General features: G+C 72.9%; 20 protein-coding genes and 3 pseudogenes. 11 read left to right on the forward strand and 12 right to left on the reverse strand.

Going from position 1 to position 23,835, the window contains the following annotated elements; all coding sequences use genetic code 11:
* Positions 1 to 4: 4 nt before the first annotated feature.
* A complete protein-coding gene (locus tag OHA65_RS05650) occupies positions 5 to 1,120 on the reverse strand; it encodes a nitronate monooxygenase family protein (RefSeq protein WP_327281999.1) in 1,116 nt (371 codons plus the stop codon).
* A gap of 146 nt (positions 1,121 to 1,266) precedes the next feature.
* Between OHA65_RS05650 and OHA65_RS05655 the strand changes: the two genes are divergently transcribed.
* Both OHA65_RS05655 and OHA65_RS05660 read left to right on the forward strand, forming a co-directional pair.
* On the forward strand, positions 1,267 to 3,222 hold the full coding sequence (locus tag OHA65_RS05655; RefSeq protein ID WP_405754759.1) for a serine hydrolase: 1,956 nt from the start codon (positions 1,267 to 1,269) through the stop codon (positions 3,220 to 3,222).
* A 212-nt stretch (positions 3,223 to 3,434) separates the two neighbouring features.
* Positions 3,435 to 3,896, forward strand: coding sequence for a nitroreductase family deazaflavin-dependent oxidoreductase (locus OHA65_RS05660; protein ID WP_327282004.1), 462 nt, complete (start codon positions 3,435 to 3,437; stop codon positions 3,894 to 3,896).
* A gap of 13 nt (positions 3,897 to 3,909) precedes the next feature.
* Here the strand turns inward: OHA65_RS05660 and OHA65_RS05665 are convergent, their stop codons facing one another.
* The 5 genes and pseudogenes from OHA65_RS05665 to OHA65_RS05685 all read right to left on the reverse strand — a co-directional run.
* Positions 3,910 to 5,511, reverse strand: a complete 1,602-nt coding sequence (locus tag OHA65_RS05665) for an NAD(P)/FAD-dependent oxidoreductase (protein WP_327282005.1) — start codon at positions 5,509 to 5,511, stop codon at positions 3,910 to 3,912.
* Positions 5,508 to 7,583 carry a protein kinase domain-containing protein gene (locus tag OHA65_RS05670; RefSeq protein WP_328761812.1) on the reverse strand — a complete coding sequence of 692 codons (2,076 nt, stop codon included), beginning with the start codon at positions 7,581 to 7,583 and terminating at the stop codon, positions 5,508 to 5,510. Before OHA65_RS05670 ends, OHA65_RS05665 begins: the two co-directional genes overlap by 4 nt.
* A 33-nt stretch (positions 7,584 to 7,616) precedes the next feature.
* Complete coding sequence (locus tag OHA65_RS05675) at positions 7,617 to 8,522, reverse strand: oxygenase MpaB family protein (protein ID WP_328761813.1); 906 nt, start codon at positions 8,520 to 8,522, stop codon at positions 7,617 to 7,619.
* Between the two features lie 138 nt (positions 8,523 to 8,660).
* Positions 8,661 to 9,023 (reverse strand): hypothetical protein, encoded by a 363-nt coding sequence (locus OHA65_RS05680; RefSeq protein ID WP_327282008.1) that lies wholly within the window; start codon positions 9,021 to 9,023, stop codon positions 8,661 to 8,663.
* Positions 9,024 to 9,182: 159 nt separating this feature from the next.
* Positions 9,183 to 9,551, reverse strand: a pseudogene (locus tag OHA65_RS05685) (agmatine deiminase family protein); the annotation flags it as partial.
* Positions 9,552 to 9,565: 14 nt separating this feature from the next.
* On the opposite strand from OHA65_RS05685, the gene OHA65_RS05690 reads away from it, so the two are divergent.
* The 4 genes and pseudogenes from OHA65_RS05690 to OHA65_RS05705 all read left to right on the forward strand — a co-directional run bounded on the left by OHA65_RS05690 (position 9,566) and on the right by OHA65_RS05705 (position 13,608).
* Complete coding sequence (locus OHA65_RS05690; RefSeq protein ID WP_327282009.1) at positions 9,566 to 9,967, forward strand: hypothetical protein; 402 nt, start codon at positions 9,566 to 9,568, stop codon at positions 9,965 to 9,967.
* A pseudogene (locus OHA65_RS05695) lies at positions 9,964 to 10,923 on the forward strand (ABC transporter permease). The gene OHA65_RS05690 and the pseudogene OHA65_RS05695 overlap by 4 nt, the downstream one beginning before the upstream one ends.
* A complete protein-coding gene (locus tag OHA65_RS05700; protein ID WP_405761402.1) occupies positions 10,920 to 12,761 on the forward strand; it encodes a dipeptide/oligopeptide/nickel ABC transporter permease/ATP-binding protein in 1,842 nt (613 codons plus the stop codon). Before OHA65_RS05695 ends, OHA65_RS05700 begins: the two are co-directional and overlap by 4 nt.
* 49 nt (positions 12,762 to 12,810) lie before the next feature.
* The gene (locus tag OHA65_RS05705) at positions 12,811 to 13,608 is read left to right on the forward strand and encodes an ABC transporter ATP-binding protein (RefSeq protein WP_405761405.1); all 798 of its coding nucleotides are present in this window, start codon (positions 12,811 to 12,813) and stop codon (positions 13,606 to 13,608) included.
* Between the two features lie 16 nt (positions 13,609 to 13,624).
* Here the strand turns inward: OHA65_RS05705 and OHA65_RS05710 are convergent, their stop codons facing one another.
* Positions 13,625 to 13,834: a hypothetical protein gene (locus OHA65_RS05710; RefSeq protein ID WP_327282018.1), complete on the reverse strand. Its 210-nt coding sequence runs from the start codon at positions 13,832 to 13,834 to the stop codon at positions 13,625 to 13,627.
* 4 nt (positions 13,835 to 13,838) lie between these two features.
* Here OHA65_RS05710 and OHA65_RS05715 point away from each other — a divergent pair, with 4 nt between their 5' ends.
* Positions 13,839 to 14,096, forward strand: a complete 258-nt coding sequence (locus OHA65_RS05715) for an agmatine deiminase family protein (protein ID WP_327282019.1) — start codon at positions 13,839 to 13,841, stop codon at positions 14,094 to 14,096.
* A gap of 64 nt (positions 14,097 to 14,160) precedes the next feature.
* Here the strand turns inward: OHA65_RS05715 and OHA65_RS05720 are convergent, their stop codons facing one another.
* Positions 14,161 to 15,351, reverse strand: a complete 1,191-nt coding sequence (locus tag OHA65_RS05720) for an acyl-CoA dehydrogenase family protein (protein ID WP_327286003.1) — start codon at positions 15,349 to 15,351, stop codon at positions 14,161 to 14,163.
* Between the two features lie 180 nt (positions 15,352 to 15,531).
* Here OHA65_RS05720 and OHA65_RS05725 point away from each other — a divergent pair, with 180 nt between their 5' ends.
* Positions 15,532 to 16,356 (forward strand): hypothetical protein, encoded by an 825-nt coding sequence (locus OHA65_RS05725; protein WP_327282020.1) that lies wholly within the window; start codon positions 15,532 to 15,534, stop codon positions 16,354 to 16,356.
* A gap of 93 nt (positions 16,357 to 16,449) precedes the next feature.
* Here the strand turns inward: OHA65_RS05725 and OHA65_RS05730 are convergent, their stop codons facing one another.
* Together OHA65_RS05730 and OHA65_RS05735 are read right to left on the reverse strand one after the other, a co-directional pair.
* Positions 16,450 to 17,286 carry a class II fructose-bisphosphate aldolase gene (locus tag OHA65_RS05730; RefSeq protein ID WP_328761822.1) on the reverse strand — a complete coding sequence of 279 codons (837 nt, stop codon included), beginning with the start codon at positions 17,284 to 17,286 and terminating at the stop codon, positions 16,450 to 16,452.
* On the reverse strand, positions 17,283 to 18,185 hold the full coding sequence (locus OHA65_RS05735; RefSeq protein WP_328761823.1) for an SIS domain-containing protein: 903 nt from the start codon (positions 18,183 to 18,185) through the stop codon (positions 17,283 to 17,285). Before OHA65_RS05735 ends, OHA65_RS05730 begins: the two co-directional genes overlap by 4 nt.
* 183 nt (positions 18,186 to 18,368) lie before the next feature.
* Between OHA65_RS05735 and OHA65_RS05740 the strand changes: the two genes are divergently transcribed.
* From OHA65_RS05740 to OHA65_RS05750, 3 genes and pseudogenes are all read left to right on the forward strand, one after another.
* Positions 18,369 to 19,148, forward strand: a complete 780-nt coding sequence (locus OHA65_RS05740; RefSeq protein WP_327282023.1) for a DeoR/GlpR family DNA-binding transcription regulator — start codon at positions 18,369 to 18,371, stop codon at positions 19,146 to 19,148.
* A 634-nt stretch (positions 19,149 to 19,782) separates the two neighbouring features.
* Positions 19,783 to 19,901, forward strand: a pseudogene (locus tag OHA65_RS05745) (IS5/IS1182 family transposase); the annotation flags it as partial.
* Between the two features lie 85 nt (positions 19,902 to 19,986).
* Complete coding sequence (locus tag OHA65_RS05750) at positions 19,987 to 20,997, forward strand: endonuclease/exonuclease/phosphatase family protein (protein ID WP_327282024.1); 1,011 nt, start codon at positions 19,987 to 19,989, stop codon at positions 20,995 to 20,997.
* Positions 20,998 to 21,497: 500 nt separating this feature from the next.
* On the opposite strand, the gene OHA65_RS05755 is transcribed toward OHA65_RS05750, so the two are convergent.
* On the reverse strand, positions 21,498 to 22,412 hold the full coding sequence (locus tag OHA65_RS05755) for a LysR substrate-binding domain-containing protein (RefSeq protein WP_327282025.1): 915 nt from the start codon (positions 22,410 to 22,412) through the stop codon (positions 21,498 to 21,500).
* Between the two features lie 211 nt (positions 22,413 to 22,623).
* Positions 22,624 to 23,832, reverse strand: coding sequence for a glycine C-acetyltransferase (locus OHA65_RS05760; RefSeq protein ID WP_327282026.1), 1,209 nt, complete (start codon positions 23,830 to 23,832; stop codon positions 22,624 to 22,626).
* Between the last annotated feature and the right edge of the window lie 3 nt (positions 23,833 to 23,835).

The raw sequence follows: 23,835 nt of genomic DNA on the forward strand, positions 1-23,835 counted from the left end.
CTGATCACACCTTTCGGGCCCGGCCGGCGATGCGGTTGATGCGGTCGATGGCGCGCTCGAAGCCGCCGGTGAGCTCGTCGAAGACGGCTTGGACGCTGCGTTCGGAGTTCATCCGGCCGACGATCTGGCCGACGGGGGTGCCCAGCAGCGGCTGGACCTCGTACTTCTGGATCCGGGAGACCGCCTCGGCGACCAGCAGGCCCTGGAGCGGCATCGGGAGCGCGCCGGGGCCGTCGGGGTCGTCCCAGGCGTCGGTCCACTCGGTGCGCAGCTGGCGGGCGGGTTTGCCGGTGAGGGCGCGGGAGCGGACGGTGTCGCCGGAGCCGGCGGCGAGCAGCTTCTCGGTGAGGGCGCGCGAGTGCAGGTCGGCTTCGGTGGTGGTGAGCCAGAGGGAGCCGAGCCAGGCGCCCTGGGCGCCGAGGGCGAGGCCGGCGGCGATCTGCTCGCCGCTGCCGATGCCGCCGGCGGCGAGGACGGGGAGCGGGGCGACGGCCTCGGCGATCTCGGGGACCAGGACCATCGTGGCGATGTCGCCGGTGTGGCCGCCGGCCTCGTAGCCCTGGGCGACGACGACGTCGATGCCGGCTTCGGCGTGGCGGCGGGCGTGCTTGGCACTGCCGGCGAGGGCGGCGACGAGGACGCCGTGGTCGTGGGCGCGTGCGATGACGTCGGCGGGCGGGGAACCGAGGGCGTTGGCCAGGAGTTTGATGGGGTAGTCGAAGGCGACGTCGAGCTGGTTGCGGGCGACCTGCTCCATCCAGCCGGTGATCCGCCAGCCGGAGGCCTCTCCCTCGGCCAGTTCGGGCACGTGGTGCTTGGCGAGGGTGTCGCGTACGAAGGCGCGGTGCCCGGCCGGGATCATCGCCTCGATGTCGGCCTCGCTGATGCCGTCGACGGCCTTCTTGGCGGGCATGACGACGTCGAGGCCGTACGGCTTGCCGTCGGTGTGTTCCTGCATCCAGTCGAGGTCGCGTTTGAGGTCGTCGGGGGCGGTGTAGCGGACGGCGCCGAGGACGCCGAAGCCGCCGGCGCGGGTGATGGCCGCGGCGACCGCCGGAAAGGGCGTGAAGCCGAAGATGGCGTGCTCGACTCCCAGTTTCTTGCTCAGCTCCGTCTCCATGGTCGGCAGCATGCCGCAGCCCGGCGGCCGAGGGAAGAGATTTCCTGATGCATCGTCAGATTCTTTGGGGGCCGGTCGGTGCGGGGCCCGCCGTGCCGGCGGGCAGATACTTCGGGAGGGTGCGGCGGCTGACGGGAGGACCGGTCATGGAGGACCACGGGGCGGCGGGCAGGGAGGTCGCCGCAGGAGCGTCGGCGTCCCCCGCCGACGGGGCGGGAAGCGGCTGCGTCGGACCGGAGGGGCCGGCGGTCGGGGCCGCGGTCGGGGACGTCCCGGACGCAGCCGGCGGTTATGAGCCGAAGGTGCGGCCGGGCGCGCGCGGGCCGGGGTTGAGTCGGCGGCGGCTCGCAGGGCGGTTGCTGGCGCTCGGCGGGGTGCTCGTGCTGCACGCCGCGCTGCCCGGGGCCGCGGGGGCCGCGGGCAATCCGGCCGAGCGGCGCGCACTCCAGGGGCTGCGCCTGCGGTACGGGTCGCCGCGACAGGCCGGACTGGTCGAGAAACACCTAGAGGCGGCGGCCGACGAGGCCCGGCGGTTCCTCGGCCCCTCCCCCGAACGTCCTTACTACGCCGGGGCCGTGGTGCTCGCCGGGCGGGGCCGCACGATCGCCCTGCACCGCGCCATGGGCGAGGCCGTCCGGTACGCGGACTACGACGGCCGCACCGACCGGGTCCTGGAGTTCCCGGCGGCGCAGCGCATCCCGATGGCCGAGGACACCGTCTTCGACCTGGCGTCGCTGACCAAGCTGTTCACTGCACTGCTGGCCGTGCAGCAGATGGAGCGCGGCAATCTGGAGCTGGAGGCTCCGGTGGACCGGTACCTGCCCGAGTTCACCGGCGGCGGCAAGGAGCTGATCACGGTCCGTCAGCTGCTCACGCACACCTCGGGGCTCCGCTCCTGGGCGCCGTTCTACCAGCAGTCCACCCGCGAGGGGCAGTTGCGGATGCTGTGGGCGGTGTGCCCGCAGGAACCCCCGGGGACGGTGTACCGGTACTCCGATCTGAACCTGATAGCGCTTCAGCTGCTCCTGGAACGGATCACCGGTCACCCCCTCGATCTCCTGCTCCAGGACGAGATCACTGCTCCGCTCGGGATGCACCGCACTCGTTACAACCCGCCGTTCTCCTGGCGCCGCGTCACCGCCGCCACCGAAGTGCAGCGGCCCCCCTGGTCCGGCCTGGACCGCGGACTGGTCTGGGGCGAGGTCCACGACGAGAACGCCCACGCCCTCGGCGGCGTCGCCGGCCACGCCGGCGTCTTCGGCACGGCCTGGGACCTGGCCGTCCTCGCCCGCACCCTCCTCGACGGCGGCGTGTACGCCGGCCGTCGCATCCTGCGCCCCGCCTCCGTGGAGCTGCTCTTCACCGACTTCAACACCGCCTTCCCCGGCGACGACCACGGACTCGGCTTCGAGCTCTACCAGCACTGGTACATGGGGGCCATGGCCACTCCGCACTCCGCCGGCCACACCGGCTTCACGGGAACCTCCCTGGTCCTGGACCCCTCCACCGACTCCTTCCTGGTCCTGCTCGGCAACTCCGTCCACCCCGTCCGCACGTGGCGGGCCGGCAGCGCGCCGCGGGTCGCGGTCGGCAACCGCTTCGCCCGCGCCGTCCCGGTCCGTACGAAGCACGGCGGCCCGGCCTGGTACTCGGGCATGGAGACCGGCGGGTCCGGCACCCTCACCCTGCCGCCGCTGGCCCCGGCCACCGCCGCGGCCCGGCTGCGCTGCGCCGTGTGGTGGGACACCGTGCCCGGCGAGGGCGCCTTCCACCTGGAGGCCTCGGCCGACGGGGAGTCGTGGGAGCCGCTGCCGTTCAGCACGCAGCGTTCGACGGGCGGGACCCCCGAGCAGTGGCCCCGGGGCAGCGCCGGCGGCTGGTCCGGCCGGATCTGGCACCGCCTCGAAGCCCCGCTCACCGCCTGGGCGGGGCGCCCGGTCCAGCTGCGCTTCCGGCACGCCGCGACCGGCCGCTACGTCGGGCGCGGGGTGTACGTGGACGTCGTACGGGTGGCGGAACCGGCCCGGCTCCTGTTCACGGAGGACCGCCCGGCCGACGCGTCCCGCATCGAGGCCATCGGCTGGACCCGGTCGACGGACTAGCCGTTCGGCCGGCCTTCGCGGACCAGGCAGAACGGGCCGCGCCGGCCACCGCCACCCGGCGCGCGCTGGACGACCTGTTCGACGGGTTCACGCTCCCGGAGCGCACGCCACGACCGGGGGCATAAAACCGTGCCCGCCTCCGTTGGTAGTCGTTGAGTTTCGTTGACTGTTCAATTCCCGCAAGCAGCCCAACCGAAGGCAGGTACACGGACATGGCGACCGCGGACATCGACTGGGACCACCCGAAGGACCCCAAGCAGGGCACCTGGCAGCTCGACCACGTCAAGCAGTACGTCGGATCGGACGGGGCCGAGGGCCAGTACTGGAACGGCACCCAGACCCTGCTGCTCACCACCGTGGGCCGGGTCTCCGGCAACGCCGTGCGCACCCCGCTGATCTACGGCGAGGCCGACGGCCGCTACCTCGTCGTCGCCTCCAAGGGCGGCGACCCCGAACACCCGCTCTGGTACAAGAACCTGACGGCCCGCCCCGACGTGCGCATCCAGGTCGGCCCGAAGGTCCTCCAGGGCACGGCCCGCACGGCGACCGCCGAGGAGCGCACCGCTTACTGGCCCGTGATGGTGAAGCACTGGCCCGCGTACGACGAGTACCAGAGCAAGACGGACCGCGAGATCCCGATCGTCGTCATCGAGGCGGCCGGACCCTCCGCATAGCGGCGGTCCCCGGTCAGTGCCCCAGCACGGCCATCGCCGCATTGTGGCCGGGGACCCCGCTGACGCCGCCTCCGCGCACGGCGCCCGCGCCGCACAGCAGGACGTTGGCGTACGGGGTCCCCACACCCCAGCGGTCTCCCCCGCCCCGAGCGGCCCCCTCTCCGTCCTCGGCGGGGTCGGCGTACGGCCAGGACAGGTCCCGGTGGAAGATGTGCCCGCCGGGCAGCCGCAGTTCGCGCTCCAGGTCCAGCGGGGTCTTCGCCTCGATGCACGGGCGGCCGTCCGCGTCGAAGGCCAGGCAGTCGGTGATCGGCTCGGCCAGGTGCGCGTCCAACTGCGCGAGCGTGCCGGCCAGCAGCACCTCGCGCACCCCCCGGTTGTCGTGTTTGAACAGCCGGGCCGGGGTGTGCAGGCCGAACAGGGTGAGCGTCTGGTACCCCTGCGCCACCAGCTCCGGACCGAGGATCGAGGGATCGGTCAGCGAGTGGCAGTAGATCTCCGAGGGCGGTACGGACGGCAGTTCCCCGGTGGCGGCCTCGGCGTAGGCCCGGGCCAGTTGCTCGTACCCCTCGGCGATGTGGAACGTACCGCCGAAGGCCTCGCGCGGGTCCACCGAGGTGTCCCGCAGCCGCGGCAACCGGCGCAGCAGCATGTTGACCTTGAGCTGCGCCCCCTCGGGTGCCCGCGCCGCCGGCTCCGCCGCCGCCTCGCCGAGCAGCTCGGCCAGGGCCTGCGGTGAGGCGTTGACCAGCACGGTCCGCGCGACGACCCGCCCTTCGCCGGTCGCCGTACGGAAGGTGACCTCGGCCGGGGTCCGCCCGTCCGTCTCGATGCGGAGCACCTCGTGGCCGGTGGCGATCTCGGCCCCGGCCGCCCTGGCCGCCGCCGCGAGCGCGTCCGTGAGCGCACCCATGCCGCCGACCGGAACGTTCCAGTCGCCCGTGCCGCCGCCGATGACGTGGTACAGGAAGCAGCGGTTCTGCGCGAGGGAGGCGTCGTGCGCGTCCGCGAAGGTGCCGATCAGGGCGTCGGTGAGCACGACGCCCCGGACCAGGTCGTCGGTGAAGTGCTCCTCGACGGCCCGCCCGAGCGGCTCCTCGAACAGCATCCGCCAGGCCTCCTCGTCGTCGATCCGGGCCCGCAGTTCCGCCCGCGTGGGCAGCGGCTCGGTCAGCGTCGGGAACACCTTCTCGGCGAGCCGACCGGTCCTCCCGTAGAAGGCGCGCCAGCTCTCGTACTCCCGCTCCGAGCCGGTCAGCCGCGCGAAGGACTCGCGGGTGCGGGACTCGCCGCCGCCGACGAGGAGCCCGCCGGGCCGGCCGTCGCGTTCGACCGGCGTGTACGAGGAGACGGTGCGCCCCCGGACGGCGAACTCCAGCCCCAGATCACGGACGATCTTCGCGGGGAGCAGGGACACGAGGTACGAGTAGCGGGAGAGCCGGGCATCGACACCGATGAAGGGGCGGGTGGAGATCGCGGCGCCTCCGGTGTTCCCCAGCCGCTCCAGGACCAGCACCGAACGGCCCGCCCGGGCCAGGTACGCGGCGGCGACCAGTCCGTTGTGCCCGCCGCCCACGATCACGTCGTCGTATACATCGTGCCCGAAGCTCGTCATGGCTCTTGGTAGCACACCTGGCCGAGCCGCTCCAGGCAGTGGGCCTCGTCGGCGTGGGCCGCCACCGTGTCCGGATGGTCGTCGCCGAGGGAGCGTTCGCGGATGCCGGAGAGGTCCCGGTAGACGGGCAGGGCCTCGTCCCAGCGGCCCAGCCGGCCCAGCCCGACGGCCAGTTCGCGGCGGCTGACGAGGGTGTCCGGGTGCTCGGCGCCGAGCGCCTTGGCCCGGGCCGCGGCCACCTGCCGGGCTTCTGCCACCGCCTCCTCCCAGCGGTCCAGCCGGCCCAGGTTGACGCCGAGGACGTGCCGCGCGCGGAGCGTCTCGGGGTCCGCGGCGCCGTACGCCCGGGTACGGTCGCGGACCAGGCCCCGGAACAGGTCCAGGGCCTGGGCGGCGTGCCCGGTCCGGCCGAGCGCGATGCCGACCTCGTAGCGGGCGGCCAGGGTGTCCGGATGGTCCCGGCCCAGCACCCGTTCCCGAACGGCGGCGACCTGCCCGAACCCGTCCAGGGCCTCCTGCCAGCGGTCGAGGCGGCCCAGCGCGTACGCGACCTCGTACCGGGTCAGCAGCGTGTCCGCGTGCTCGGCGCCCAGGACGGCCGCCCGGTCGGCGGCGACCTCGGCGGCGGTGCGGTGGGCGTCCGCGAACCGGCCCAGCGCCCCGAGGGCGCAGGCGAGGTTGTGGCGGCAGCGCAGAGTGTCGGGATGGAGCGGGCCCATGCTGCGCTCCCGGGCGACGAGCACCGCGCGGTAGACGTCGTGGGCCTCGCGGTGGCGTCCGAGCCGGCCCAGTTCGTACGCCGCCTCCTGGCGCGCCGCGAGGGTGTCCGGGTGGTCGGCGCCGAGTGCCCCGGTGCGCCCCTCCGCGACGGCTTCGTACGCGGCCAGGGCCTCCTCGGGACGGCCCGCGCGGCTGAGGGCGAACGCCCGGGTGTGGCCGGCGGCGAGCGCATCGGGGCTGGCTCCCCGAAGGCCGCTCCCGTCGGAGGCGAACGCGTACGCGACCCCGTACGGCGCGGTGAGCCGCGGGTCCTCGGTGGCGGCCGGGCGCTCGATCCGGTGCCCGCCGCCGGGGCGCCCGGCGGTCCAGGAGCCGGTGAGCACGGCCCATGCGCCGCTCGCGGGGCGCGCGTCGATGCCCGCCTTGCGGCCGGCGGTCATCCCGCGGGCCCACGCGGGCAGGGGGGCCTGGGCACCGGGCAGGCCGCCCGGGCCGAGGCGCGCCTCGACGAGCCGCCGGTGCAGGTGGCGGGCATCGCCGGGGCGGTCCTCGGGGCGCTTGGCCAGCAGGTCCAGGACCACCTGCTCGAAGTATTCGGGCAGCTCGGGGCGGTGCTCGCGGAGCGGAACGGGTACGTTGTCGCGGTGGCCGACCAGCACCGACCAGGAGTCGCCCAGGTCGAAGGGCGGGGCGCCGGTGGCGATCTCGTACAGGACGCAGCCGAGGGAGTAGAGGTCGCTGCGGTGGTCGACCTCGCCGCCCGCGATCTGCTCGGGGGACATGTAGTGCGGGGTGCCCATGGCCATGCCGCCGCCGGTGAGTTTGGCGGTGAAACCGATGTCGTGGGCGAGGCGGGCGATGCCGAAGTCGCAGATCTTCACCGTGCCGTCGGCGAGCCGCATGATGTTGGCGGGTTTCAGGTCGCGGTGGACGACGCCCTGGTCGTGGGTGTAGCCGAGGGCGGCGGCCAGTTGCTCGGCGATGTCGACGACCACGTCCACGGGCAGCGGGCGCGCCTCGTTGTCCTCCATGAGCTGGCTCAGGTTGCGGCCGTCGAGGAGTTCCATGACGAGGTAGAGGGGGCCGCCCGCAGCGCTGTCGTCGCCGAAGTCGTGGACGACGGTGACGCCGCGGTGTTGGAGGGAGGCAGCGACGCGCGCCTCGCGGCGGAAGCGTTCGCGCAGGACCTGGACGAAGTGCTTGTCCTGCTCGGGCCCGAGCGGTTTGAGGCACTTCACGGCGACCTGCCGGCCGAGCGACTCGTCCCGGGCGCGCCACACCTCGCCCATGCCGCCGCGCCCGATCAGATCGAGTGACCGGTAACGGCCCTGGATCAGTCTGGACTCCGCCATGTCTTAAAGCCGCCCCCGTTGTCGTGCCCCGTCCTATGCCCTCCCCGGCCGGTCCAGTATGGCCGCTGATGTACGCAGTGTGTACGCCGAGGGGCGACTCCCGGGGCCCATGCGGTGCATCGCTTTCAAGATGTGACCTGGAGGTAGCTGCCACCGCAGACCTGCGGGAATGCTGCGCAGCAGGGTACCGGTGAGGCGCAGGCGGCGGGTGATGACCGGCTCCGGCGGCGGCGTCCGCCCGTACAGCCGGTGCGCGTAGCCGGGGAGGGAACCGTAGGCCAGAGCCACGACGGGGCGCCACAGCAGGTTTCGGCCAGGGACGAGAAGGGCATGGGTGGGCGGATTGCGCAGGAAGTCGTCCACGGCGCGGGCGTCCGGTCCGGCGGCCAGCTCCGGGCGGACCTCCTCGAAGTACCCGGCGAGGGCTGCCGTGTCGGCCGGAACGCGGGCCGGGTCGAGACCGACGAGGCGGGCGTTCACACGGTTCTCCTCGACGTAGCGGTCGGCCTGCGCGGCGGTCAGCGGGACACCGGAGCGGCGCAGGACGTGCAGGAAGCTGTCGATCTGCGCGCAGTGCACCCAGAGCAGCAGCTCGGGGTCGTCGACGGGGAACCGCTCGCCGGTGGCCGGATCGGTGGCGGACAGCGTGCTGTGGATCCGGCGGACGCGGGCTCCGGCGTGCTCGGCGGCCTCGGTGGTGCCGTAGGTGAGGGTGCCGACGAAGTCGGCGGTGCGCAGGAGCCGGCCCCAGGCGTCGGAGCGGAAGTCGCTGTTCTCCATGACCCCGCGGACCGCGCGGGGGTGCAGCGCCTGGAGGTAGAGCGCGCGGATTCCGGCGATCCACATGATCGGGTCGCCGTGGCACTGCCAGGTGACCGACGCGGGCCCGTAGAGCCCCGGGTCCGGCGGGGTCGGTGCGCCGTCCCGGGTCGCGGCCATTCCCGTACCTCCCGTGTCGCGCGGGGCGCCCGAAACGCCTGGACCGCCGTAGCGCCCGCAACTCCCTCGTGCCGCCGGGCCGCCCCTCCGCTCCAGCCTACCGAGGCACGGCGGGCCGGAGCAGGGGTGCGCGACGGGTCAGGGACAGCGGTCGACCCTGACCTGATTGGTGATCTTGTTGGCTGATACGAAGCCGCGGACGAAGTTCAGCCGCCCGCTGTACGGGTTGTATCCGGCCCCTTCGACGAGGAACCAGCGGTTGGTGCCGTTGGCCCACACCCCGTCGCGCCAGCAGCGCATGGTCACGGGTGCCCCGCCGAAGATGCCGCCGATGAGGGCCTGCGGAGCGAAGGGGCTGTCGTACGCGGGTGTCAGGCTGTTGGTCTTCGGAGAGGCGGCCTCGGCCGGGGTGGTGGCTGCCAGGGCCAGAACGGCACCGGCCGCTCCGACCGCGGCCGTGCGCCCCCAACGCCGGAGCCGCTGGTTGTGGATGAACGTCACGTGCGTGATCCCCCTCGCTCGATGGTGCGGCACGGGCCGTGAAGGCCCGTGGCCGACCGAGTCTGGCCGTCGCCCGACCTGTGTGTCAGGGGCCCGGACCCCGGCGTGCAGAAGCACATCCACCCCGAGCCGCACCACCGTGCGCCCCCGACCGTCCGGCTACTCGGCCGCCGGCTTGCCGGGCTGGTCGTGCGTCGAGCAGTGGATGCCGCCACCGCCCGAGGCGATGGTGTCGATCTTCACGGGCACGATCTCACGCTTGGGGAAGTGCTCCTGGAGGATCCCCTTCGCCCGGTCGTCGGCCGCGGCGTCCCCGAACCGGGGCATGAAGACGGCGCCGTTGGCGACGTAGAAGTTCGCGTAGGTGGACACGAAGGCATCGCCCCGGCCGGTGATCCTGTCGAGGTCGGGCTGCGGCAGGTCGATGACCTCCAAGCGCTTGCCGCGCGCGTCGGTCGCGTCCTTGAACACCGTCCTCGCCTGGTCGGCCGCCCGCGACCACACGTCGGGCGGGCTGCCGGGAAACGCTGATCGGGCTGGACGTGCGGCTGAAGACCATCGCACCGAACGCCTTCACGGCGCTGTTCACCGACCCTCAGGCCCGCGAAGGCCTCGACATGTTCCCCGAGACGTACTACGACTCCATCACCGATCCGATGGACCTGCTGAGCAACTTCCAGACCGGGGCCTTCCAGAACTACGCCGGCTACAGCGATCCGGCCTACGACGACCTCGTCTCCAAGGCCCGCGCGGAGTACGATCCGGCCCGGCGCACGGCGGCGGCGGCCCAGTTGCAGAAGAAGGCCGCCGACCAGGTCCTGTGGATCCCCGTGGCCGAATGGCCCACGGCCGTCTTCCTCAACAAGCGGATCACCGGCGCACCCACCACCATCTCCTACCTGTACTACCCGTGGGCCGCCGACGTCGGGGCGGGCGCGCGATGAGTTTCCTGAGATTCGCCGTACGGCGGCTGGCCGAAATGGCGGCCACCCTGTTCGGCGCCTCCTTCGTCATCTTCGGCGCGATGTACATGGCGCCGGGCAATCCGGCGAGCTTCCTGCTCGCCGGGCGGTCGGCCTCCCCGGAGGCGCTGCGGGCGATCAACGCGCAGTACCACCTGGACGAGCCGTTCGCAGTGCAGTACCTGCGCTGGCTCGGCCAGGTGCTGCAAGGTGACTTCGGGCGCTCGATCACGTAGCGGACCGACGTGTCCCGGCTGCTGGCGGACCGGCTGCCGAGCACCCTGCTGCTGATCTCCATGGCGCTCGTCCTGGTCCTCGCACTCGGTCTGCTGCTGGGCTGGATCGGCGCGGTCCGCGGCGGCGCCGCCGACTCGACGATCCTCGTGACGACCACCTTCGCCATCGGCACCCCGTCGTTCGTGGCCGCGGTCCTGCTCCAGGGGCTGTTCGCGGTGAAACTGCACTGGTTCCCCACCGGGGGCACCGGCGACGGGCCCGTCCAGATGCTGTGGCACCTGACGCTGCCCGCCGTCGCGTTGGCGCTCTACCTGATCGGCATGCTCGCCCGCGTCACCCGGACCGCGATGCTCGACGTACTCGGCCAGGAGCACGTCACCGTGGCCCGCAGCCGCGGGGTCGCCGAGCACCTGGTGATCCGGCGGCACGTGTTCCGCAATGCGCTGGGCACCGTGCTCACCACGGGCGGGCTGATCGTCTCCACACTGCTGGTCACCACCGTCCTGGTGGAGTCGGCGTTCAGCGTCGGCGGCATCGGCCAACTCCTCGAACTGTCCACCACCACCAAGGACTTCCCCACGGTGCAGGCCATCTCCCTCATCATGGTCGCGCTGTTCATGACCGTGAACCTCCTCGTCGACCTGCTCCATCCGCTGGTCGACCCCCGGGTCACCTTCGGGCCGGGGAGGGCGACCGCATGACCGCGACCCTGCTGCGCCGGCCCGGCCTTGCCCGGATCCGGACCTCCCGCGCACCCCTGTCCGTGCTCTGCCTGGGCTTCGTCGGCACGGTCGTCGTCATCGCCCTGCTCGCCCCCTGGATCGCCCCGTACGACCCGAACGCCGTCGACCTCGGCAACGCCCTGGCCGGGCCGTCCGCCGAGCACCTCCTCGGGGTCGACGCCTCCGGCCGCGACACGCTCTCCCGCCTGGTCCTGGGCGCCCGCACCTCGCTCCTCGGCCCGCTCGGGGTGGTCGTCTTCTCCACCCTGGCCGGTGTCGCCATCGGCACCGCAGCCGCCTGGCGGGGCGGTTGGCTGGACTCCGTACTGTCCCGCAGCACCGAGCTGGTCTTCGCCTTCCCCGGCATGCTGCTGGCCGTCCTGATCGTGTCGGTCTACGGCGAAGGGCTGCTCGCACCCGTCATCGCGCTGGCCGTCGCGTACCTCCCGTACGTCAGCCGGCTCACCCGCTCCCTCGTCCTCGCCGAACGGGCCCGCCCGTACGTGGAGGCGTACCGGGTACAGGGCCACTCCGGGCTGCAGATCTGCCTGCGCCACGTCGTCCCGGGGGTCGCCCCCGTCGTCCTCGCCCAGTCCACGATCAACTTCGGCTACGCCCTCATCGACCTGGCCGGCCTCTCCTTCCTCGGCCTGGGCGTACCCGCCCTGACCCCCGACTGGGGCCGCATGGTCTTCGATTGGCAAGACCGCCATCCAGACCGGCTACCCGCTCTCGGCGATCGTGCCGTGCGCCGCCATCGTGCTGACCGTGGTCGCCTTCAACGTGGTCGGCGAGCGCTGGGCCGACAAGGTCGCCAGGAGGGACCGATGAACACCCTCGACATCCAGGCGCTGCGGCTGCGCCTGCTGCACACCGCCAGGCCCGTCCTCGACGGCGTCGATCTGAGCGTCGGAGTCCGGGAGACCGTCGCGCTGGTCGGTGAATCCGGCTCCGGAAAGAGCCTCACCTCCCGCAGCGTGCTCGGCCTGCTTCCGCCCGGTGCCGCGGCGCAGGGGACGGTGCGCGTCGTCGGCGACGACGTCCTGGACATGAACCCGGGGCAGCTGCGCGTCCTGCGCACCAGCACGGCGGCGATGATCTTCCAGGACCCCAGGGCCGCCATCAACCCGATGCGCCGGGTCGGGGACTTCCTCACCGAGAGCCTGCGCCGCAACGCCCGGATGAAGAAGGACGCCGCCGAGACGCGGGCGGTACGGATGCTGGAGGCCGTGGGCCTCACGGCGGACGCGCTGCGCAAGTACCCGGGGCAGCTCTCCGGCGGCATGCTGCAACGCGTCATGATCGCGGCCGCGCTCATGGGCGACCCCGCCCTGATCCTCGCCGACGAACCCACCACGGCCCTGGACGTCACGACCCAGGCGGAGGTGGTGGCGCTCCTCGGCGAAGTGCGCGAGAGCTTCGGCACCGGACTGCTCTTCGTCACCCACGACCTCGGACTCGCCGCGGCCATCAGCGACCGCGTGTACGTGATGTACGCGGGCCGGATCGTCGAAACCGGCCCCGCCGAGGAGCTGTTCGCCCGGCCGCGCCACCCGTACACGGCCGCGCTCCTGGATTCGACCCCGCGCCTGGACGCCCCGCAGGGCCGGCTCGCGGCCATCGAGGGCCGACCGCCGAGCCTGCGCGAGGAGCTGACCGGCTGTCCCTTCGCGGCCCGCTGCCTGTACTCGACGGACCTCTGCACCCGGCAGGCGCCGGCCCTGCTCCCGTCGGCGGACCGTCCGGACCGCCGTGTCTCCTGCCATCACGGCGACCTCGTCGCCGACCAGGTCGCGGGAAGCGCCGGCCGTGGCTGAGTCCGTACCGGGGACGGCCGCACTCCCCCGCCCGAAAGGAAAGCCACCGATGAGGAAGACCGTCCTGGAGGCCGTCGGGCTGCACCGGGCCTACGGGAACGTCCGGGCCGTGGACGACGTGTCGTTCCAGCTGTCCGAAGGCGGATCCCTGGGCATCGTCGGTGAATCGGGTTCGGGCAAGACGACCACCGCCCGCATCGTCGTGGGACTGGAGCGCGCGGACGGCGGCCGGGTCCTGATCCACGGCCGGGACCGGAGCGACCGCCGGCGGGGCAGGGCCGAACGCCTCGCGCGGGCCCGGGAGGTCCAGATGGTCTTCCAGGACCCGTTCCTGTCGCTGGACCCCCGCACCCCGGTGGGCGAGGCGCTCCGCGAGACCCTCCGGCTGCACTTCCCCGCAGTCGATCACACCCGGCGGGTCGACGAACTGCTCGACCAGGTCGGCCTCGGCGCCCGCGAGGCGGACGCGCTGCCGCGGCAGCTGTCGGGCGGCCAGCGCCAGCGCGTCGCGATCGCCCGGGCGCTGGCGGTGGAGCCGGCCGTCCTCGTGCTAGACGGGGCGGTGGCCGCGCTGGACGTGTCGGTGCAGGCACAGATCCTGAACCTGCTCGCCGAGATCCGCGAGGAGACTTCCATCGGCTACCTGTTCATCACCCATGACCTCGGGGTCGTGCGCTGCGTCACCGACGACGTCATCGTCATGAGGCACGGCCGGATCGTGGAGTCGGGTCCCACCGAGCGGGTGCTGGCCGCGCCGCAGCACCCGTACACGCGGCTGCTGTTGGAGTCCGTCCCCCGGCCGGGCTGGGACCCGCAGGGGATCGCCGCCGCGCGCCGGGCACTGTGACGGGTGCGACGTCCGCTCAGGGGCGTACGGCCGCGGCCGCGAGGCCGGACACGAGCGCGCGTACGCTCGCCTCCGTTTCCACCCGGGCGTCCAGGGACTGGATGGCCGCGAGCCCGTCGGCGGCGGCTGCCAGCGCCGTGCCCAGGGGAGCGGGGTCGAACGCGCTGCCGTGTTCGACCGCCAGCACCTGGAAGAGCACGTCCACCGGCGCCCAGGGCGGCCCCATCTCGGTGACCAAGCTCCAGGGCCCCGACTACAACCTCATCCGCTCCACCGACCCCAACTTCGTCGGTGCCTACGCCAACTACTACGTGTGCAACGGCGCGGTCATCGCGCCCCAGTTCGGCGACACCCGCGCCGACGCCGGAGCGAAGGCCACGCTCCAGCGGTTGTTCCCGGGCCGGACCGTCGAACAGCTCGACATCGACGACCTCGGCGCGGGCGGCGGCGGGATCCACTGCGTCACCCAGCAGCAGCCCGTCCCGTAACGACCGCGCCCCCGCGGCGGCGGGCCGCCCGACCGGCCCGCCGCCGCACCAGTCCGGTGGCCGCTCAGCGGCGGACGCGGGGCATGCCCAGGCCTATCCAGGAGATGATCTCGCGCTGGATCTCGTTGTTGCCGCCGCCGAAGGTGAAGATCACGGCGCTGCGGTAGCCGCGTTCGAGTTCGCCGTGCAGGACCGCGCCCGCGGAGCCGTCCTTGAGGGAGCCGGCCGCACCGACCACCTCCATCAGCCAGGCGTACGCGTCCCTGCGGGCCTCCGAGCCGTACACCTTGACCGCGGAGGCGTCCTGCGGGGTCAAGGTGCCGTCCTGGACGGCGCCCACCATCTGCCAGTTGAGCAACTTCATCGCGTCGAGCCGGGCGTGGGTGCGGGCCAGGCGGCCGCGGACCCAGGAGAGGTCGATGACGCGGCGGCCGTCGGCGAGCTTGGTCCCGGCGGCCCAACGCTGGACGTCGTGCAGCGCCCGGATCGCCATCGTGCCGTGAGCGGCGAGGGTGACGCGCTCGTGGTTGAGCTGGTTGGTGATCAGGCGCCAGCCCTTGTTCTCCCCGCCGACGCGGCGGCTCGCCGGGACGCGGATGTTCTCGTAGTAGCTGGCGGTGGTGTCGTGCGAGGCGAGGGTGTTGATCAGGGTGCAGGAGTAGCCGGGGTCGGCGGTCGGCACCAGGAGCATGGTGATGCCCTTGTGCGCGGCGGCGTCCGGGTCGGTGCGGACGGCCAGCCAGACCCAGTCGGCGGTGTCCCCGTTGGTGGTCCAGATCTTCTGTCCGTTGACCACGTACGTGCCGGTCTCCTCGTCGCCCTCGCGGACGGCCTTGCACTTGAGGGCGGCGAGGTCGGTGCCGGCGTCCGGCTCGCTGTAGCCGATGGCGAAGTCGATCTCGCCGGCCAGGATCTTCGGCAGGAAGTACGCCTTCTGCTCGTCGGTGCCGAACTGCATGATGGTCGGCCCGACGGTGTTGAGCGCCATCAGCGGCAGCGGTACGACGGCCTGCGCCGCTTCGTCGAAGAAGATGAACTGGTCCATGGGCGACATCCCGCGGCCGCCGTACTCCTCGGGCCAGCCGATCCCGAGCCAGCCGTCGGCTCCGAGCCTGCGGATGGTCTCCCGGTAGAAGCGCTTCTGGGCGGCCGGATCCTCGTAGCGGGCGTAGACGTCCCCGGGCACCAGCTCGGCGAAGTAGGCGCGCAGCTCGTTGCGCAACCGCTGCTGCTCAGGCGTGTATTCGAGGTGCACGGCCCCTCCGGGTATCTCGCGGTCCAGCCGGTCGCTGTGGTGGCGGCGCACAGAGTAGAACGTGTTCCAAGAAGGGGGAAGGCTCGCGGCCGGCGGTTTCCGCCGACGCCCGGCACGGAGCCGGTCCGTCACCGACAATGGGCTTGCGCGTCACGGGACTTCGAGGAACCGGGGGGACACATGGACAGCGCGTGGGAACAGGAGTTCGCCGGGCGGGACAGGATGCCGGAGCATCGGGACCGACTTCCCGGCCAGCGGGACCGGCTGCCCGAACAGCGGGACCGGCTGCCGGGGCACGGGGACCGGCCGGCCGTCGACCGCGTCGACCGCTCGGAGCACTCCGAGGGCGTGACGCAGATCCACGAACCGGGATCACTGCCCGTCGACCCCCGGACCCCCGACCGCCAGAGGTGCTGGGAGCTGCTGCCGGCCGACACGCGCGCCAAGACCACCGAGAAGGCGGGCCGGTCCCTGGTGTGGTGGGCCCGGCTCTACTCCGACGGCGCCCCGTTCGCGGTCGTCTTCGGGGACCGGGGGCTGTGCCGGGTCGAGCCGGTGTACCGCAACGGGCGGGCGGAGGAACACCGCGGCGAGCGGTCCCGGGTGGAGCCCGGGTCACTGCGGACCCGCTCGTTCGACGCCCGGTCGCCGCGGCCGGGCGGCCCGGCCACGGCGACCGGCGGGCCCGGCGGGCCCGGCGCACTGGTGGAGCGGCTGGTCCTGGACCCGCCGGAGGCTCAGGGGGTGCTCGGACACTTCCCCCTCGACGTACAGGACTTCCTCCAGCGCCCCTTCCTGGCCGACCGGCGGACCGTCCGGGCCGACTGGTACTACGAAGAGACCGTCGAGACGGCGCACACCACCCTGTTCCTCATGCTGTGCCTGTCCAGCGACCGCCATGTCACCGCGGTCGAGGCCCGCCGCACCCTGGACCGGGGCGCGACACCGGACCGGGCCCGGTGGCAGGCCCTCACCTGCCACCAGGCCCGGCTCATCCCCCGCTGACCCCGCGGTTCGTCGCCCTCCGGACAGAGGAACGGGGCCTGCTGCGACGCACCGGCCGGCCCCACCGAGGACCCGCCCCGCCCGCTCCCCCCGTCAGTTCAGCACCGCGATCATCGCCGCGGCCGTCGCCGCCATCGCCGTACGGGCTGCCGTCAGGTACGGCCGGGGGTCCGCCGGGGTCAGGTGGGCGCGGATCGCCTCCGTCATCGCCAGGTTCAGCGCCGTGCCGATGTTCACCTTGCGGATGCCGCCCGCCACCGCCGCCGCGAGCTCCGCGTCCGGGAGCCCGGAGGAGCCGTGCAGCACCAGCGGCACGTCCACCGACTTCGCCAGCCGCGCCAGCAGCGCATGGTCCAGCTCGGCGGTGCGGCTGGTCATCGCATGGCTGCTGCCGACCGCCACGGCCAGCGCGTCGACACCCGAGTCGGCGACGAACCGGCGGGCCTCGTCCGGATCCGTACGGGCTCCGGGCGCGTGCGGGTCCAGCGGGGCGGCGCCGTTCTTCCCGCCCACCTCGCCCAGCTCGGCCTCGACCCACAGCCCGTTGGCGTGCGCCCAGTCGGCCGCCGAACGGGTGGCCTCCAGGTTCTCCGCGTACGGGAGCTGCGCGGCGTCGTACATCACCGAACTGAAACCGGCGTCCACGGCCTGCCGGAGCAGGTCGGGGCTCTTGACGTGGTCCAGGTGCAGGCCGACCGGGATCCCGGCGGCCTCCGCGCACGCGGCTGCGGCACGTGAGATGGGCAGCAGCTGCCCGCTGCGGAACTTCACGGCGTTCTCGCTCAGTTGCAGGATGACCGGTAGCCCCGCCCGCTCCGCCCCGGCCACGACGGCCTCGGCGTGCTCCAGGGTGATGATGTTGAACGCGGCAACGGCGCGGCCCTCGGCCGCCGCCTCCAGGACGAGCGCCCCGGCGGAGACGAGGCTCATCGGACCGCCTCCTGACCGGCGGTGAGGATCACCGAGCGGGTCAGGTTCCGCGGCTGGTCCGGATCGAGGCCCTGGTGGGCCGCCACGGCGATCGCCAGCCGGTGGACCCGGACCAGCTCGGCGAGCGGGTCGAGCCGCCCGTCCACCCACTGGCCGCCGGTGGCCCGCACCTGCTCGGCGAGCCCTTCGGGCGTCTCGCCGAGCGACCAGGTGAGGGTGCCGGGGCCAGTGACGCTGATCGGGCCGTGCCGGTACTCCATCGCGGAATACGACTCGGACCAGGACAGCGAGGCCTCGCGCATCTTCAGCGCGGCCTCATGGGCGAGGCCCACGCTCCAGCCGCGACCGAGGAAGGTGAACTGGCCGCGGCTGGAGGCCTGTTCGGGCAGCGGCTCGGCGAGGGCGGTGCGGGCGTCGGCGACGGCGGCTTCGGTGTGGCGGCCGACGTGTGCACGCAGCAGGGTCAGGGCGGTGGTCGCGAAGCGGGTCTGCACGACGGACTGCTCGTCGGCGAAGTCGAGGACCACGAGCTCGTCGGCGAGGGTCATCACCGGGGTGGCCGGATCCCCGACGACGGCCGTCGTACGGATCCCCACGTCCCGCAACCCGGCCAGCAGGTCCAGCACCTCGGTGGTGGTGCCGGACCGGGTGAGCGCGACGACCCGGTCGTAGCGGCGGTGCAGCGGGAACTCCGAAGCGGCGAAGGCGTCGGTCTCCCCCTGGCCCACCTCCTCGCGCAGGGCGGCGGCCGCCTGGGCCATGTAGTACGAGGTCCCGCACCCGACGATCGCGGTGCGCTCCCCCGGCTGCGGCAGCACCGCCCGCTGGGCCGGGGCCAGTTCGGCTGCCCGCTCCCAGCACTCCGGCTGCGTGCCCAACTCGTACGCGACGTGGCTCATGGCGGCTCCCTAGCGCGGCGGGTGCGATGTATATGCGTTTTCCTGCAAGGTAGCTGGCCATTTCGCGCAACTTCAAGCACCTCGGGGGTTGATCTCCTGAGTTAGTGTCGACGCGTAGGCCAATGGAGCACCCGGCGCGAGACCGTCGGAGCACAACCGAGGGGGTCGATCGCCGTGGGGTCCATGACCCGCAAGGAGCGTTGGCAGACGCTGCTGGATCTGCTGGTGGAGCGGGGCGAGCTGGAGGTCGAGCCGGCGGCGGAGACCCTCGGCGTGTCCGCCGCGACCATCCGCCGCGACCTCGATCAGCTGGCCGAACAGCAGCTGCTGGTGCGGACCCGCGGCGGGGCGGTGGTCCACGGCGTCTCGTACGAACTCCCGCTGCGCTACCGCACGTCCCGGCGCGCCGCCGAGAAGCACCGCATCAGCGAGGCGGTGGCGGAACTGATCACCCCGGGCGAGGTGATCGGCCTGACCGGCGGCACCACCACCACGGAAGTGGCCCGCGCCCTGGCCGGCCGCCCGGACCTGGCGACGGGCTCGCCGGCGCTGACGGTGGTGACCAACGCGCTCAACATCGCGGGCGAACTCGTCATCAGGCCACAGTTCAAGATCGTCCTGACGGGTGGGGTCGCCCGCCCCCAGTCCTACGAACTGACCGGCCCGCTCGCCCAACAGGTCCTGGGCCAGTTGACGATGGACACGGCGGTCGTCGGCGTGGACGCCTTCGACCCGGCCGACGGCGCGGCGACCCGACACGAGGACGAGGCCGCGATGAACCGCCTGCTGTGCGACCGGGCCCGCCGGGTGGTCATCGCGGCGGACTCCAGCAAACTCGCGGTCCGCGCCTTCGCCCGCATCTGCCCCACCCGGTCGGTGGACGTCCTGGTGACGGACACGGGCCTCTCGGACGCGGTGACCGCGGAATTCGAGGCGTCGGGCGTGGAAGTCAGGCGGGTCTAGAGGCAGCGACTGCCGACCGGACACCGAAAGGCGCAGGCGGCCTGGATGGGGAGCAGGCGGAAGCGGGGGCGGGGGCGGGGCTTTGGTGCTCGGGGTCGGAGGGGGCGGTCGGGGGTGCCGGGGGCGGGGCCCGGGCCGGGCGGTGTCGGTGAGGTCGACCGGGGTGCCGGGGGCGGGGTTCGAGTCGAGCGGGGTCGGTGGAGTGTCCGGGGGCGTCCCGTCAGTCCACTGCCGGGCAGGGCTTCCTGTCAGCCACCGTTCGCGTCCCGGAATCACCGACCGCAGCCGCTAGTGACGCGCGGGAAGGGGTATGCCCCCCATTCGGGTTCGATGGAAGCCCGTCCCGAACCCAGGCCGGTCACGCCGCACACGGCAACAACCAGAGGCCCACCCGATGCAGGCCAGGCCGGGGGACGCCCCAGATCGCTACGCGCTTCTCGGCTTAGCGTCCAACAGCCGTCTGGGGTCGCTCATGAGACGACGTTTCGTTTGGCGTGATCATTCGTTGAACCGTGCATGACGGATCTGTGCGATCCATTCCGTCAGCATGCGGGCTGCAAGGGGGAGCCTCTGACGGGACCGAATCCGACCGATCGCAGCAAGCCCGGAAACTGCGCCGCCGGCACATCGGCCCGGCCGCCATCGGTGGGGCGTCGAACGGGTCTCCCGGCTCGCCGATACGAGCGCAAGGCCGAACACTTCCTCGCCTTCGTCGACACGGCCCTCATCTGTCACCGCCGCCTCACCAACTGAAACGACGTCTGGCCATGAGGAACCTCTGTCGACGGGACCCCATCTATCCCCCCGTAAGCGTGCCAACCGGCTTAGGGATGGACTGATGGTGCAAACCAGCGAAGCGGGGCAGATGACGGTCCGGGAGTCGGCGTCGGCGCCGATACGACGGAAGTCGTGGCAGGAGGGGGCCTGGCGGCGTGGCCGGATCATCGCGGGGCTGGCGGTGCTCGCGGCAGTCCCCCTCGCGCTGCACGGCCTGCTGCCCAACCCCGGCAACCTGGCCGGGCTGCTGGAGACCTTCTTGCCATGGTGCGGCCTGGTCGTCCCGGTCCTGCTGGTGCCCGCGCTGCTGCGGCGCTCGGCCACCGCGCTGGTCGCGCTGCTGGTACCCGCTGTCGTCTGGCTGGCCATGTTCGGCGGAACGCTCGGCGACCGGAGCACCGGCAAGGGAGAGCTCACGGTCGTCACGCACAACGTGGCCGCTGCCAACACCGATGTAGCGGGCACGGTGAAGATGCTGATCGGCTCCGGCGCCGACCTCATTGCACTGGAGGAGCTGGAACCGCGGTTGCAGCCCGAGTACGAGCGGGGCCTGGCCGCCGCGTACCCGTACCATGTGGCCGGCATCAGCGCCGACGGGCTCTGGTCGAAGTACCCGGCCACCGCCGGGGCCTTGGCGAAGGGTCCGGCCGGCGAGGACACCGCGACGGTGTTCCGGTCGGTGGTGGCCACCCCGAAGGGAGAGATCGCGGTCTACGTCGGGCATCTGGACTCGGTCCGGGTCACCTTCGGGAAGGGGTTCGGCGCGGAGTTCCGGGACAACAGCATCGCCGCGACGAGCGCGGCGCTCAGGGCCGAGCCGCTGGAACGGGTGCTGCTGATGGGTGATCTGAACGGCAGTCTGGCGGACCGCGCCTTCGCCCCGATCACCGAGCAGATGACGTCCGCCCACGAGGCCGCCGGTTCCGGATTCGGCTTCACCTGGCCGACGGCCTTCCCGGCAGTGCGGATCGACCACATCCTCAGCAAGGGTCGGCTGACCGCGACCGACTCCTGGGTGCTGCCCGCCGACGGCAGCGATCATCGCGCGGTGGCGGCGTCCTACCGGTACTAAAAGCCGCCCACGCGCCGGAGCTGGAGCCTGCTGCTGTCGCCCACTCGGGGGGGGCTGTGCCGGCCATGGGCGGCTTGTGCCCGGCCCCGGACGGCCGTCGGACGCCGAACCGGGAGAAGCGCGTAGCGATCCGGGGCGTCCGCCGGCCCACAGCTACCGGCATGCGCACCCGACCGCTGCCGAGTGCGGCTCGGACCGGCCCGGGTCCCGGAAGGGCTCTTTGCCAACCCTAATGGGGGCGGGGGCCGCCCCGGGCCCCGTCACCGGGCCTGCTCGGTGATTCCGGGACGGGAAGGGTGGCTGACAGGAAGCCCTGCCCGGCAGTGGACTGACGGGACGCCCCCGGACACTCCACCGACCCCGCTCGACTCGAACCCCGCCCCCGGCACCCCGGTCGACCTCACCGACACCGCCCGGCCCGGGCCCCGCCCCGGCACCCCGGCCGCCCCCTCCGACCCCGAGCACCGGGCCCCCGCCCCCCGCCACCCCCGCAGAGAGCTTCAGTGCGTCGGCAGTCTTCCCGCTTCCTCCGCCAGAGCGGCCAGGATCGGGGCGATGAGGGGGTGGGATTCCGCGCCGCGGCGGGTTGCCGCGAAGACCCGTCGGGTGGGCGCCGACCCCGATACCGGGCGGACCTGGACCTCCTTGAGGTCCATGCCCCGGAGCGCCGAGCGCGGGACCAGGGCCACCCCCGCCCCCGCCCCCACCAGTGCCGTCACCGCGCGGAAGTCGTCCGAGGAGTGCACGAACCGGGGCTGGAAGCCCGCCAGTTCGCAGGCGAGCAGGGTCACGTCATGGCACGGGTTCCCGGGGTACTGCCCCACCCAGTCGGCATCGGAGAGGTCCGCCAGCGGGACTTCGGGGAGGTCGGCGAGGGGGTGTCCGGAGGGGAGCACCGCGTCGAAGGGCTCCGCGTACAGCGGGAGCACCGACAGGCGGCCGTCGTCGGCGCCCGGGGCACCGCGGTACTCGACCGCCAGCGCGAGATCTGCTTCGCCGTCGAGCAGCAGCGGTAGGCTCTGGTCGCCTTCGGCGTCCCGGACGCGCAGGCGGATGCCCGGATGGTCACGGGCCAGGCGGGCGATCGCGGGGGCGAGGACCTCGGCAATGCCGGTCGCGAAGGCGGCCACGGTGACCTCGCCCGCCGCGCCTCCCGCGTAGGCCGCGAGCTCGGCTTCGGCGCGCTCCAGTTGGGCGAGGACCTCGTGGGCGTGCCCGAGCAGGATCTCGCCGGCCGCGGTGAGCCGTACGCCGCGGCCGCTGCGGGTCAGGAGCGCGTGCCCGGTCTCCTGTTCCAGCGCCGCGAGCTGCTGGGAGACGGCGGACGGGGTGAGGTACAGGGCTGCGGCCGCGGCGGTCACCGTACGGTGGTCCGCCACGGCCCGCAAGATGCGCAGCCGGCGGGGGTCGATCACACCACCATTCTCGCAGGTGGAGCAGCCCGCCCAACCGCCCGGACCGGTCCGCCGCCCGGTCGGCTCCGGCCGGGCGGCCCGGTCGGGCCCGGACGGTCCGCCAGGCCCGAGTCCACTCGGCCGACCGGGCCGATCAGGCGTGGCCGTGAGGCCGTCCACCGGCACGGCCGGCAAGGCCGGACGCCGCCCGGGGCGCCGCCGCCCGGACTCCTCAGGCCTCCGAGGCCTTCAGGGCCGTCCGTGCGTCGATGAAGGCCGCCACCGCACGTTCCACGTCCGCCGTGGAGTGGGCCGCCGAGAGCTGGACCCGGATGCGGGCCGCGCCCATCGGGACCACCGGGTAGGAGAAGCCGATCACGTACACGCCGCGTTCCAGGAGCAGCTCGGCCATCTTGGCGGCCTCGGCCGCGTCGCCGATCATCACCGGGGCGATGGCGTGGTCGCCCGGGAGGATCTCGAAGCCGGCCTCGGTCATCTTCGTGCGGAAGAGCGCGGTGTTGGCGGCGAGCCGCTCGCGCAGGTCGCCCGCCGACTCCAGCAGGTCCAGGACCTTCAGGGAGGCCGCGGCGATGACCGGGGCGAGGGAGTTGGAGAAGAGGTAGGGGCGCGAGCGCTGGCGCAGCAGCTCGACGATCTCGGTGCGGGCCGCGACGTAGCCGCCGGAGGCGCCGCCGAGGGCCTTGCCGAGGGTGCCGGTGATGATGTCGATGCGGTCCATGACGCCGTGCAGTTCCGGCGTGCCGCGGCCGCCGGGGCCGACGAAGCCGACGGCGTGCGAGTCGTCGACCATGACCATGGCGTCGTAGCGCTCGGCCAGGTCGCAGATCTCGGCGAGCGGGGCGACGTAGCCGTCCATGGAGAACACGCCGTCGGTGACGATCAGCTTCCGGCGGGCGCCGCCCTCGGTGGCTTCCTTCAGGCGGGCTTCGAGTTCGGCCATGTCGCGGTTGGCGTACCGGAAGCGGCGGGCCTTGGACAGGCGGATGCCGTCGATGATCGAGGCGTGGTTGAGGGCGTCGGAGATCACCGCGTCCTCGGCGCCGAGCAGGGTTTCGAAGACGCCGCCATTGGCGTCGAAGCAGGAGGAGTAGAGGATCGTGTCCTCCTGGCCGAGGAAGGAGGACAGGCGTGCCTCCAGCTCCTTGTGCACCTCCTGAGTACCGCAGATGAAGCGGACCGAGGCCATGCCGTAGCCCCAGCGGTCGAGCGCGTCCTTGGCGGCGGCGACGACCTCGGGGTGGTCGGCCAGGCCCAGGTAGTTGTTGGCGCAGAAGTTGAGGACCTCACCGGGGGCGCCGCCGGCGGTCACCGCGACGGCCGCGTTCTGCGGGGTGCCGATGACGCGCTCGGGCTTGTGCAGGCCCGCGGCGCGGATCTCGTCGAGGGTGGTGCGCAGGTCCTCGCGGACGGTCTCGAACATGGT

This window comes from Streptomyces sp. NBC_00045, assembly GCF_045041095.1.
Lineage (GTDB): Bacteria > Actinomycetota > Actinomycetes > Streptomycetales > Streptomycetaceae > Streptomyces.